The sequence below is a fragment of the Rubrivivax soli genome, assembly GCF_049810355.1.
Taxonomy (GTDB): Bacteria; Pseudomonadota; Gammaproteobacteria; order Burkholderiales; family Burkholderiaceae_C; genus Rubrivivax.
In genome coordinates this window covers 5,707,622-5,720,059 of record NZ_CP187368.1, presented here as the reverse complement: position 1 = coordinate 5,720,059, position 12,438 = coordinate 5,707,622, and the positions used below count along the sequence as shown (strand labels likewise).

The window sequence follows — 12,438 nt, the reverse complement described above, 5'->3', positions numbered from 1 at the left end:
ATCCGCTGGCTCGCCGCACAGACGATGCCCGCGCTTCGCCGATGGGCCAGCCAGGTGCTTGCCCGTGCGGTGCTGGCTGCCGCCCTGCTCTGGGTGGCGCCCGCGCAGGCCGCCGACAGCCTGACCTGCACCGGCCGATTCCCCAACCCGATCACCGAGATCTGCTGGAGCTGCATCCTGCCGATCAGCATCGGCAGCGCCACCATCGCCAACTTCGATGGCCAGGAGGACATCCCCAACCCGTCCAACCCGGTCTGCAGCTGCAGCGTCAACCCCACCATCGGCCTGTCGATCGGGTTCTGGGAGCCGGCCCGGCACGTGGAGGCCGTGCGCAAGCCGTTCTGCCTGGCGTCGCTGGGCGGCATCGACCTCGACCCCGGCATCCCGGCGCCGGCAGCGGCACGGTTCACGCGCCCCGAAGGCGATGGCGACGGCGGCAGCTTCTACCAGGCGCACTTCTACGTGAACCCGGTGCTGTACTGGCTGGAGGTGGTGACCGACTTCCCGTGCCTGGAGCGGGGCTCGTTCGACCTGGCCTACCTGACCGAGGTGGACCCGCTGTGGAACGACGACGAACTGACCCTCATCCTCAACCCCGAGGCCGTTCTGTTCGCCAACCCGGTGGCTGTGGCGGCCTGCGCGGCCGATTGCGTTGCTGCGACCGCTGGTTTCGGCATCGCCGAGATGTTCTGGTGCGCCGGCTGCCAGGGCGGCATCTACCCCCTCGATGGCCACGTGCCGTACCACATGGGCGGGGTGCGAACGGCGGCGCTCATCGCGCAGCGGCTGACCGCCAAGATGCACCGCGAGCTGCTGGCCTGGGGCTGGCATGGCCGGCCGGGCCTTTGCGGACCCTACTTCCTGCCGGCCATGGACAAGACCGCCTACAAGACCCAGCTGACCTACCCGGTGGCCAACACCGCCAAGGACGGTGGCCGCTGCTGCCAGCCCTTCGGCCGCAGCACGATCGTCTGGGGCGCAGGCAAGGAGTACCCGGTGCGCGGCGAGGACTTCGCGTTCATGCTGTTTCGGAAGAGGAACTGCTGTGTGGGCTACTGACGGGGCATCGCCCATCGGGCGGGCGCTTGGCGCCGTAATCGCTACGCTCTTCCTTGCCGGAAGCGCGACAGCGGCACCGGCCACGCCGCCTACCGTGACCGATGCCGACGTCGAGCGCGCACGCCAGCAGCATCGGATGCCGACCGAGGCTGAGCTGGCACGGGTGCCGATTCCCGGCGCACCTCGCATCGAGAATCTGCCGCAGCCGGTGACCCGCATGCCCATCGACCTGGAGGCCATCTCCAAGGGCTTCGACGTGCAGAACGGAGCTCAGGCAGCGGCTATGACTTCGGGCAAGGCAAAGCCGAAGGTGTTGATCTTCGTGAGCTTCGCGATGCCGGAGCCAACGCTCCAGCGCTTGGTCGACCAGGCAGCGCGGGCGGGCGCGATGCTCGTGCTGCGGGGGTTGGTCAACGGATCGATCAAAGACACGGTGACCCGCATGCAGGCGCTGATCGGCAGCCGCCGTGTTGCCGTTCAGATCGATCCGGAAGCGTTCGATCGCCATGGGATCACGAGGACTCCGACGTTCGTCCTGGTCATGGACGGCGCCGGGACCGAGGCCTGTAGATCTCGCACGTGTGGCTACTCGCAGCAGTTTGTAAAGGTCGCTGGAGATGTGACCCTGAACTATGCGATGCAGTACCTAAGTCGGGGCTGGCAGGGAACGGTTCGGTCAGAGCGCTAGCTAGGCGCTGACCCGAAGTTGCATCTCAACGGTTTCGCGACTGCACGGGCCGAATGCTCAGAACGCCGAGCGCGACAGCATCCAAAACACCGAGAATCCTACAAGCCATGCCACGATTGCGACAAGGAATATTACAGCAAGCGCAACCTCATGCCAGAAAACCCGGGCTCGAAGCTTCTCGAACACATTGCTTAGCTTTGATGCCAACTCTTCGCTTTGACGCTTCAGTCCGCGTTCATGTCGAGTGACTTCATCGAAGATAACGTCAAGCGAGTGCTTCTGATTCCATAACGCTATGAAAAGCAAGAAGCCAAATATCGTAGCGCCAGTCATTACAGCGATATTTATCCACAGTTGTCCAGGAGTAGTTGAAACCTCCTTGAACTGGGTCGCCACGACGATTGTCGAAACAGGAATACCCAACAGTTGGCCTTGAATATCAGCAAGAGTTTTGTGTATTTTTGCGGTGTACTCGATTCTAACCGCCTCAGCCTCTTCACGGATCTTCTCAAACGAGAAAGACGAAGCAAATAGCTTGTAGCCCTCGTCAAAGCGAGCGCGAAGCTCAACCACGCAGTTAAGCAACTGGGAAAACCTTGACGCCTCCGGCGTATTCGCCAACAACTCCAAGACGGCAGTACAGCAAATCTCTTTCCTCTGTTGGCTATGGCCGTCTTCCAGTCCAAGCTCCTTGATCAAGCCCTCTGCTGTGGCGATATCGAAAGCCTTCAGATCCGAATCCGAATAGTGCACGGGCACATCGAATCGTCCGTTCCTGATGAAGATGAGGTTCATCTTTCGGTGATCGAACAGTGCAGCAGAAACCTCAAACGCATGAACCAAGCGCTTGACAGTATTCAAGCGCTTGCAGAGATCAGCGTCGGCCTCCCAGCTCGCAACGTCTTCCTCAAAGACGTACCACGCAAAGTCAACGGTGCCCGCTGCTATCTCGCGGTTCTTCAAGAGGGCTTCCACCGAACGGACCACAAGGCCGATGCTTGTTCTTGGAGATCCAAAACCTAATTGAAGTACGTCTCCGACTTTTAGTGTCTCAGGGTCTCCTTGCTCGATCACGCAAGGGTAGTCATCGGCTGCTTCCTCGGCCAACAGTCTGCTGAGAAGCGCCACCATCGCCTCGTCCGCCACCGTGATTTGCCCGTGAAGGCGACCATCTCGCCACTGGCGTGACTGCATCTTGCGGAGCAGAGCCACAAGATCAATCAGCGGAATCGTCTTCTTGGGCATGTGCAGAAAACTCAGCGCGGAAATTCTCAACAACTTCGGCCGGGAGGTTCCGGATTGTGATCGTTTGATTGTCTGGGTCGAAATATATTGTGTGGTCCTGCACGGCGTCCCGCTCAAACTCAAGTTTCCACTTCGCAGCCTTGGCCGAGAAACGCGTCAGTCCGTCAAGACCGCGCTTCTTCGGCATAAAACCGTCTGATATGGGAGGATCTGCCATTGCAAAAGCATCCTTCAAGGCCTCAGGCTCCGCGGACCAGACTCGGTTAGCGAGTTCGGCAAGACTCAATGGCTCCTTGGCGGTTGCCCGCTCATCCGCAAATCTATATACCTCTTTCAGTAGGTTCTCGCGCTCAGTTTCGTTGAGATTCTTAGCGGATGCAAATGTCTTGACGGCCTTGACTAGATTCCGGGTATCATCCAAGTCTTTTTGAACAGTGGAGCACCCAAGAAATCTTTGAAAGTACTGGGAGACGTCGTTCTTCTTGCCTTTCAGAAAGCTGATATATCGCTCTGTGTTACCTTCCCGCCAGCTAGTCATGTTTACACGACCGGCAAAACGAATGCCGTCAACATCGAGGTGCGGAGCACGTACCACTTGCAGACGTTCGTTAATTGTGGTTCCAGCCTTGTTATTCAGGATGACCACCACCACCCATCGAACACTCGAGGATGTTGACTCGGCAATTAAGACATGTCCGCCGGTTGAGAAGTTCTCGCCATCTGATTTATCCTTCAGCACCAGCATCAACTGCTTGGATATCTCCAGAAAGTTCGCGGCTTCGTTGTCGCGAAGACCCCTCAAATGCGGTTCCGCAGATACCGGAGTTAAATTGGGATCAAACTTCCCATAGCTCTTCGACTCACGGCCAGAATAGACATCATGAACTTGATTCACCAAAGCTTGTAAGGGCTCTTCCGAGACATCAAGGCAGGCTGCCGCCTCAACAATTCTTGACGGGCCGCTGGATTCCTTTTCAAGCTTGTGAATAACTGCATGAATCAGGTTTTGTGTCATTTTTCCTCCACTGTGTCCTCATGTTAGCGGCACCTCAGGTACACAGGTAGGGGCCCAACCCGCGGCGTGGCGAAGACCTCTGACTGCTCACGGAGAGGATATCGAGGTGCTGGCTCAAGAGATGAGCCACCGACCTCAAGCTCACAGAGAATGCTCGCCGGGCTTACCGGTGCGCGGCCATTGACCTCAGCGTTCCAGATGCCGTGCATCGAGGCCGGGGCGTCAACCGCCCGCAACCGCTCCAAACCCGCCGATCGCCAACGGGGGTAGCCCAGCCTCGAAACCCCGCCCTCGCGCACCCCGTTTCCCCGAGACACCGACCGGACTGCCCCTGACCATGGGGCGTGCTTCTCCCCACCCCGCCCGGCCCCGGTAGCCACCGCCCTTCCCCGCCGCCGTCCACGGCGAGCCGTGCCTCGCCGTGTCGCCGACTCGTCGCCTGCATGACCGCCGCCTGCTACTTGGCGACGCAGACCGCAGCCGTCGCCGGCCCGCACGAGGAAGGGGTCGCCGCCGGCCACGCCGCGAACCCGGTCGCCCTCGGCAACGTCACCACCCGTGGCGCCACCGCCGTTGTCCCGGGCTACACGACCACCCCTCCCGAGCGCAGCTACTACCGCCAGCCCAACCTGTCGTCGCAGGGCAGCGCAAGGCTGTCCGCCTGTGCACTGATCCCCACCGACCCGCTCTGCCAGGCGCAGCGTGGCGCCTTCTCCTCGGCCAACACACCGCGCCCGACGATCGGCGCCGATGACCCTGCGGTCGCGGCTGCGCGCGCAATCGGCCGGACGCCGTCGGCCGAGCTGGGCAGCCTGGCCGCCTACTACAGCGGGTGCACCACCACAGTCACCCCGGTGCCCGCCGGCATGCAGCCACGCAGTTGCCTGCGCCACGTCGGCGTCGGCAACTACATCTGCAGCCGCAGCCTCAACGTCAGCACGACACGGGCCACGAGCTGCAACCCGGGCGACTGGTTCGCCCACGCCGCCTCCGGCCGCGCCGGTCTGGATGTGCAGTGCCTGCCCGACCGCGCCGTCACCGCCCAGCACTTCCGCGTCACCCAAGACGGCATTCCGCTCAGCTTCTTCGACGTGGACATGACGACACCGGTGGCTTTCCCGCAGATCGTGTCGGTCCTCGACACCACCTACTCGATGATCGACGGACAGCCCTTACGCACTGCCGTCTGGGCTGCCGACAACAGCTGCGCTGGGCCGACCTGCAGTCTGACGGCCTTCGTGGCGCAAGAGCGCGCCGAGGACTGCTCCGGCGGTGGCGAGGCTGGCCATGGCTGCACAAGCGTCGAACCGTTCCTCAAGATCTACGCCGCCTGCCATACCGGCACGCAGAGTGGCAACAACATCCAGGACACGGTCTGCCATGGGGGAGGCAGTTGCACCACGACGGCTTTGGACGACAGCAAGTGCTACGCCCCGGCGCCCGGCTCCACGCCCTACGCGGGATTCGACATCACTGGCACCGTAGGCGGCTACTACTGGAACATCGACAGCGACCGCGCCGTGATCGGCTGGGCGCCGAACCCCGCGTTCGGTCCGATCCCGACGATGCGGCTGTCCTACACCCGCCCCGCCACCACCATCACCGAAACCGACGGCTGGGACGATCAGTGCCCGACTTTGGACGCCGGCGGGCGCTGCACCGCAACCACGCCGGCCGTCTGCACCGATGGCCCGGGGACCAAGGTCATCGACGGCGTCGCCATCACCCGCGACTGCTGGGAGTACCGAAGCACCATGTCGTGCAGCGGCGGCGCGTTGGCCGACCAGTGCGCACCGTTGGTGGCGGCAGGCTGCACGCCGCAGTCCTCCACATGTCGGCAGACCAATGCCCTCACCGGCGTGTGCGAGGTGTTCGAGGACGGCTACAGCTGTCCCATGCCGGCCGAGACCGTGACGACCAGCAGCAACTGCCCGACCAACGTCTTCTGCCTGGGCGGCAACTGCTTCGACATCGGCGCGCCGAACGACCCCGACTTCGCCCGCAGCATGTCGATGCTCGAGGCAGGTCGCGAGGCGGGCATCTACCTGGACTCCGACCGCATGCAGGTCTTCAAGGGCGAAGAGAACCGCTGCCGCGATCGGCTGCTGAAGAACTGCTGCTACGCCGACGGCGCTGGCGCTGGCATGACCAACCAGAGCGTCTTCGGCGACGGCTCGCGCCTGGTCTTCGATGTGCTGATGAGCTCACAGAACCAGCAGTTCATCTACCAGGGCATCTCCGCGCTGCTGATGGGGGGCGGTTTCAGCGGCACCTTCACGACCTATGGCGTGACAGTGGCCGTCAACGGCGCTGCCCTGCCCGCCGGATCGGTCGCCGTGTACGCCGGGGAAAGCCTGGTCGTGGCCTTCGATCCGTGGACGCTGGCCATCGCGGTCATCATCTACATCCTCCTCTCGATGATGTCGTGCAACGAGGACGAGGGAAAGCTGGCGATGAAGGAAGGCGCCAGGCTGTGCCACACGATCGGCAGCTGGTGCTCCTCCTGTTTCCAGGTCCTGGGCAAGTGCGTCTCCTGCGTCGAGCACACCACCTCGAAGTGCTGCTTCAACTCGATGCTGGCGCGCATCGTCAACGAGCAGGGCCGCGCCCAGATCGGCAAGGGCTGGGGCGGCGCCCAGAACGCCGACTGCTCCGGATTCACCGTGGCGCAACTGCAGACGCTCAACTTCGCGGCGATGGACCTGTCGGAGTTCTACGCGTCGCTGGTGCCGACCCTGCCGAACGTCAACGCGCTGCAGGCCGGCAGCGCCAGCCGCGTGCCCACCTGCTACTACGGCCAGGGGAAGTGCCAATGAGGGCCAGCACCGTTCGGATCGGCGCCGCATGCGCCTTGTTCGTCAGCGCGGCCATGGCTCAGGAAAGACTGCCGGTCCGCGATGCCAGGCAGCTGATGCTTTCGGCCCTGGACGCACCCGACGGCAAGGCCCACGGAATCCTGGTGGGCGAGGTCGCCGACGCGATCTCGAAACGCTTCAACGCCACGACGCCGATCTACATCGACGTGAGTACCGAGAAGCGCTACGCCCAGCCCGGCTGCAGTCGCCTGAACGTGCGCTTCTGGCAAGACGGCGTGCAGCTGCCGAACTACGGCGCTGGCGGCGTGCAGGCACCGCGGCGGCAGACCATCGACTTCGGCATCAACTACTGCCGTGACGGCCAGCCGCCGCGGTCGCTGTCGTGAGGAGGCGCCCATGACGCTGCGCCGCCCTGCCTCGCGCCAAGCTCGGCTCGCAATCTGCTTCTTTGCCATGCTCGGCAGCGGGACGATCGCATTTGCGCAGTCGCAGGACCCCGGACGGCCGTACTGGTCCGACAACTGGCGCGGCTGGCACTTCTACGAGGAGCCGGAGATCCCGCCGCCCGAACCACCGGCTTCCGCGCCGCAGCAGGCCACACCTGCATCGAGCGCCGCCACTGCACCCCGGCGGTTGCCCGCCAAGCCCCCCGAGCTCGTCGAGTTCGAGCGCCTGCAGAAGGCCCTCGAGGAGCGCCGGCACATCGCCATCATGCGGCCGACCGAAGCCAACGTACGCCGCTACATGGAGCTGGAGGCCCAGGTGGTGTCGCGCGCATCCACCTTCGCCGACGTGGCGCAGCGCATCGCGTGGGCCAGCCCCGAGCTCGACCCCACGATCCAGGGACGCCCGGTGAACGCGAAGGCCCTGGAGGTGTTCGACCAGCTTCAGACGGCCCAGCGCAGCCAGTCCATCAGCGCCCTGGGACGCGACCACGTCCTGTTCTTCTTCTTCCGCAGCGACTGCCCCTACTGCCATGCCTTCGCGCCGACGCTCGAGGCCTTCCAGGCCCGGCACGGCATCAAGGTGGTCGCGATCAGCGTCGACGGTGGCCCGATCCCCGGCTTCGCGGATGCCCGGCGGGACAACGGGATCGCCACCACGCTGCGGGTGAGCCAGGTTCCCGCCGTCTACCTCGCCCAGCCCTTCACCGGAAAGATCACCCCGATCGGTTTCGGCGTGCTGTCCGAGGCGCAACTGGTCGAGCGCATCTCGATGGTCACGGCCTCACCCGACAGCGCCGCCACACCTTTCCTGGGCGCGACTGGCGGCCTGCAGGCCCAGGCCCGATTGACCCATCAGCGCTGAGGCGGTTAGCCCGTACCAGCGCAGACAGAAAGCCAAAGGAGCCCCCGATGAAGCGTACCGACGCCGACCGGTCCCCGCACCGCGCTGTGGTGGTCGCGCTGTGCTGCTCCGCCCTCGCCGTGGGTCCCACGCCACTGCGGGCCGGTGACCTGAACGCCGAGGTGAACAACATGTTCAACAGCCTGGGCGCCATCGGGAACTACACCGCACCGGGTGCGTTCCGCGGCCAGACCTTCAACACCTACACCGGGGGCAGCCTGTTCATGCGGGCACCGAACAAGGTCTACCAGCTCGCGGCGATCCAGTTTCCGAGCGCACGCGCCGGCTGCGGCGGCATCGACGTGTTCGGCGGCTCCTTCTCGCACATCTCGGCGGCCGAGTTCAAGAACATGCTGCGCAACATCACGGCCGCTCTGCCGGGCATCGCCTTCCAGCTGGCGCTGGAGTCGGTCTCGCCGCTGCTGGGCGGGCTGACAAAGTGGGCCAAGGGCCTGGAGACCTGGATCAACAACGCGCGCATCAACTCCTGCGAGACCGCAAAGGCCATCGTCAGCACGGCCGCCGAGGCAGCAGGCTTCAGCTCGCAGGAGGCCTGTTCCGATCTGGCCATCGAGATGGGCCTGGAGACCGACCGGGACGCCGCGCGCCGCCGCTGTGCGACCGACCGCCCCGGCATCCTGGCCTCGGCCCGATCCTCGGGCGACGCCAACATCCGCAACAAGGCGCCCTTCGTCGGCAACCTGACCTGGAAGGCGCTGCAGCGCACCGGCACCTACCTCGACGACCAGGAGCGCGAGCTCATCATGAGCATCGTCGGCACGGTGATCTTCTACCCAGAGGATGCGGCGCTGGACCCCGAGCCCGTGGCGCCGACGATCACCTCGATCAGCCAGCTGCTGTACGGCCAGGCGGCGGGCACCGGCACCAACGTCACGCAGCACCTGCTCCGGTGCAACAACTACACCGACTGCGACGTGGTGACGCTGAACACCAGCTACACCCACACGCCCTTCACCGCTCGCGTCGAGACCATGATGCGCTCGATCGCCGACAAGATCGCCACGCGAACGGCGATCCCGAACAACTCGGCTGAGGTCGGCTTCGTCAACCAGACCACCGAGCCGGTCTACAAGATGCTCTCGATCGGCGCGACGATTCCCGGCTCGGGGCTGTCCGACAGCCTGATCGCGCAGTACCGCGACGTGATCGCGGCCGATTACGCCTACGTCTTCTTGGAGCGGAACCTGCGCGTGGGCATGGCGGCGCTGGACAAGGACTACACCCTGCAGCAGACGCAGCGCGATCGCGCCAACCTGATGCGGCAACGAGCCCAAGCCATGCTGCTGCAGTTGTCGCAGGAGAAGAACCTGCTGTACCAGAAGGTCGGCTCGTTCCGGGCAGTGTCCAGCCACCTGGAGCAGCTCGAGCGGCAGCTGCGGTCGAGCATGCCGCAGCACGTGATGGACATGCTGGGACAGCAGGCGGCGTTCCAGGCCCGATGACGCTCGGCAGGACAGTACTGCCTTCCGCAGGCGCAGCGCCGGCAGCATTTGGGCGGACCCGTCACCACAAGCGCGGCTCTTGGGAGATCCAGGTCTACAGGAACGTGGACACCCTGTTCCCTGGCTTCTCACCTCTGGTCGACAGGCCACCAGTCCTGGACGCCACCTCGCCGTCATCGCAGAGCTGTGCTGAAGGGCCGGCGCACGCACCCCGCAACCGGCCGTTCTCTTGGGATCCCCTGGTCCGACAGTGGCCGACTCAACGCCGGGAGCGGCCGCGCGGCAGTACCCGCGTCGGCAGTGCCAGCGTGGTGGTGACACCCAGGTTCACAGCCACGGGAACGGATGGCAGCAGCTGGTCGCCGTGCCACAGACGGACCTGGGCTGCGCCTTCGGGAAGGTCGGTGACCGTGGCATTGCCGTTGGCGTCGGTCTTCGCCACCCAGGGGGTTTGGGCCACAAAGATGTGGCCGCGCATGACGCTGTGCAGGTGGCAGCTCAGCTCCAAGGGGCCCGCCTCCGCCACCACCACCTCCTGGCTGACGTCGGCGCGGCCATCGGTAGCGGCTCCTACGCGCAGCTCAAAGCTGCTGCCCCCGGGGTTGCTTTCCAGCAGCACGGCGCCGGCGGGACGCCCGCGCACGTGGTGCTCGTAGCTGTCGAGGTTGGTGAAGCGCACGCGCGAGCCCACCGGTACCACGGTGAGTGCGGGCGCGAAGCGCATCCGTTCCTGCCGGATGGTGGCCTGTACGGGCACGGGCGTGCGCGTGCTACCTGGCGCCAGGGGCTCGACCACCACCACGGCGTCGACCAGCGGCTTGCCGTCGGTGGCCAGCACCGACACCTGCAGGCTGGCGGCCTCGGCTGTTGGGGCAGCACACAGCAGCAGCGCCACGCCTGCCGCATGCAGACGGGCCATGGTCCTCATTGCCCGACCACGTCTCGGTGCATGGGCGCCAGCACCGCCAGCAACTGGTTCTGCCGCACAAAAGGAATGTCCCGGGCGTCCATGGCCTGCTGCAGCACCTCCACCAACAGGTTGAACTCGGCACGGGTGATGCCCATGTCGGCATGCGAGTCCTTCATGCTTGCGCCCTTGTAGACACAGGGACCGCCGCTCAGCACACACACCTGCTCGGTGAGGCGCTTGGACAGCAAATCGGGCTTGGTGCCAGTGAATCGATCGCCGAAGCGCACCTCACTCATCAGGCGGCGGACGAAGTCATCCATCAACACCTGGATGCCGACCTGTTCGCCCAAGGCCTGGTAGAGACCAGGCGCCGGCGCCACCGGGTAGGCAGAGGCCTTGCTCGGTGTCGGTGCAGTCTGGAGGCTCGGCGCCGGGGCGCTGGTGGCCTGCGCAAACGCCAAACTGAAGTTCAACAGCATGCCTCCGGCGGCAAGCAATGTGGTCGTGATCAGCTTCATGACGTGCCTTCGGTCGCGCGGGGCTTCAAGTGGAGATTCGGCGGGTGGCAGCGCGGCACAGCCATCAAAGTGCCAGCTGCGCCGAGACGTAGGTGCCGGTCTGGCGGCGTTGGCCAGTGGTTGCGGGCACGACGCGGCCGAGATCAACATATGCGGCCGTCAACGACAGGTGCGGGCTGGGCGCCCAGGCGACGAAGACGTCGGCCCAGTCGCCCGCGCGCAGACCATCGCCCAGGCCGGCGGCGGCGCCAGCGCGCTTCAGCCTGTCGGGCATGGCGCGGTACTCCAGTCCCACCGCCAGCCGGCGATTCAGCAGCCAAGCCACCGACATCTCTGGCTGCAGGGTGTAACCGCTGTCGTCGCCACCTAGCGTGGCACCATGGCCTAGCAAGCCGTTCTGATTGGCCCGGGTCAGGCGCAGCGTGCCGTTGACAAGCAGCCCTCGCGCGAGGAGCAGCTTGGTCGCGCTGAGATAGACATCGGTGCCCCGGCGCTTGGCCCCCAGGGCCTGTAGCGTTGGATCCAGACCGCTGTCCCTCAAAGCCTTGGCTTGCAGGCCGATGGCGAACTGCGGCACCCAGGTGTCGCTGTCCAGCACCGCGTCGCCCGCCAAGCGCAACTTGAGGCCTGCGATGTCCTGGCGCAATCGCAGGCCGGCTAGACCCAGGGCGCTGCCAGTCACGCCCGTGTCCAGCGTCTGCTGGGCCAGAGAAAACTCGATCCGGTTATTCCAGGACAGCGCCACACCGGTCACGCCCAGCTCGTAGTCGCGCGTGACGACCCGGCTGCCGAACGCGCTGCCGCCGACCTCCCCCTCCGTGGCCTGCGTGCCCACCAGCGCCCAGGGAGAGATGCCGCCGCCCGCTGCACCTTCGACGCTGCTGACGCCCCCGGTCAGCAGCAGCTTGCCCGTTGCGGCTTGACCGGCGGCCGCGCCGAGCAGCGCACCGGCGGCCAGCAGCAGCCGACAGACGGGATGCAGGCATGGCAGCACGGCGCTGCCCAGCGGACTGATCAACGTGTTGCGAAGGGTCCTGCGAGCTTTACCGGGTTGCATAGGACGAAACATCCTCTGGAGTGGTCAGGCATTGATGCGCCTGACCACGGTTACGCAGCTGCCTTGTAATCGGATGCATCTGTGTCGGTAGGAACGCACGGCGCACTACAACGCAAGCCCGTGATTCGGATGACGTGCAATGCGGTCGGCAGGCGGCACCAGCTAGCGCCTCAGCATCGGCCTGCCCCGGCCGTCGCCACTGCCACCGCCACCGCCACCGCCACCGCCGTGCGGGTTCATGAGGCTCCAGAAGGTGACGCGTCGCCTGATGTACCTGGTTTGCTCGGCCGGCCCAAGTCGGATCGACTTCAGATCCACTA

Annotated in this window: 11 protein-coding genes; 6 read left to right on the top strand and 5 right to left on the bottom strand. The window is 64.9% G+C overall.

What is annotated here, in order from left to right:
- Positions 1–24: 24 nt before the first annotated feature.
- Together ACPOLB_RS26300 and trbC are read left to right on the top strand one after the other, a co-directional pair.
- On the top strand, positions 25–1,059 hold the full coding sequence (locus ACPOLB_RS26300) for a TraU family protein (protein ID WP_425261981.1): 1,035 nt from the start codon (positions 25–27) through the stop codon (positions 1,057–1,059).
- A gap of 94 nt (positions 1,060–1,153) precedes the next feature.
- Positions 1,154–1,747 carry a type-F conjugative transfer system pilin assembly protein TrbC gene (gene trbC, locus ACPOLB_RS26295; RefSeq protein WP_425259022.1) on the top strand — a complete coding sequence of 198 codons (594 nt, stop codon included), beginning with the start codon at positions 1,154–1,156 and terminating at the stop codon, positions 1,745–1,747.
- Between the two features lie 57 nt (positions 1,748–1,804).
- On the opposite strand, the gene ACPOLB_RS26290 is transcribed toward trbC, so the two are convergent.
- Entirely contained in the window at positions 1,805–2,992 is a 1,188-nt protein-coding gene (locus tag ACPOLB_RS26290) for a hypothetical protein (RefSeq protein WP_425259021.1), read from the bottom strand.
- On the bottom strand, positions 2,964–4,007 hold the full coding sequence (locus ACPOLB_RS26285; protein ID WP_425259020.1) for a nucleoid-associated protein: 1,044 nt from the start codon (positions 4,005–4,007) through the stop codon (positions 2,964–2,966). The genes ACPOLB_RS26290 and ACPOLB_RS26285 overlap by 29 nt, the downstream gene beginning before the upstream one ends.
- Before the next feature lie 443 nt (positions 4,008–4,450).
- Here ACPOLB_RS26285 and traN point away from each other — a divergent pair, with 443 nt between their 5' ends.
- The 4 genes from traN to ACPOLB_RS26265 all read left to right on the top strand — a co-directional run bounded on the left by traN (position 4,451) and on the right by ACPOLB_RS26265 (position 9,633).
- The gene (gene traN / locus ACPOLB_RS26280) at positions 4,451–6,823 is read left to right on the top strand and encodes a type-F conjugative transfer system mating-pair stabilization protein TraN (protein ID WP_425259019.1); all 2,373 of its coding nucleotides are present in this window, start codon (positions 4,451–4,453) and stop codon (positions 6,821–6,823) included.
- A gap of 95 nt (positions 6,824–6,918) precedes the next feature.
- A complete protein-coding gene (locus ACPOLB_RS26275) occupies positions 6,919–7,209 on the top strand; it encodes a hypothetical protein (RefSeq protein ID WP_425259018.1) in 291 nt (96 codons plus the stop codon).
- A gap of 10 nt (positions 7,210–7,219) precedes the next feature.
- Positions 7,220–8,131, top strand: coding sequence for a conjugal transfer protein TraF (gene traF / locus ACPOLB_RS26270; protein ID WP_425259017.1), 912 nt, complete (start codon positions 7,220–7,222; stop codon positions 8,129–8,131).
- A 47-nt stretch (positions 8,132–8,178) separates the two neighbouring features.
- Positions 8,179–9,633: a conjugal transfer protein TraH gene (locus tag ACPOLB_RS26265; RefSeq protein WP_425259016.1), complete on the top strand. Its 1,455-nt coding sequence runs from the start codon at positions 8,179–8,181 to the stop codon at positions 9,631–9,633.
- Between the two features lie 259 nt (positions 9,634–9,892).
- Here the strand turns inward: ACPOLB_RS26265 and ACPOLB_RS26260 are convergent, their stop codons facing one another.
- From ACPOLB_RS26260 to ACPOLB_RS26250, 3 genes are all read right to left on the bottom strand, one after another.
- Positions 9,893–10,528 carry a cupredoxin domain-containing protein gene (locus ACPOLB_RS26260; protein WP_425259015.1) on the bottom strand — a complete coding sequence of 212 codons (636 nt, stop codon included), beginning with the start codon at positions 10,526–10,528 and terminating at the stop codon, positions 9,893–9,895.
- Between the two features lie 29 nt (positions 10,529–10,557).
- Positions 10,558–11,061, bottom strand: a complete 504-nt coding sequence (locus ACPOLB_RS26255; RefSeq protein WP_425259014.1) for a group I truncated hemoglobin — start codon at positions 11,059–11,061, stop codon at positions 10,558–10,560.
- A gap of 64 nt (positions 11,062–11,125) precedes the next feature.
- Entirely contained in the window at positions 11,126–12,079 is a 954-nt protein-coding gene (locus ACPOLB_RS26250; protein WP_425259013.1) for a DUF3034 family protein, read from the bottom strand.
- Between the last annotated feature and the right edge of the window lie 359 nt (positions 12,080–12,438).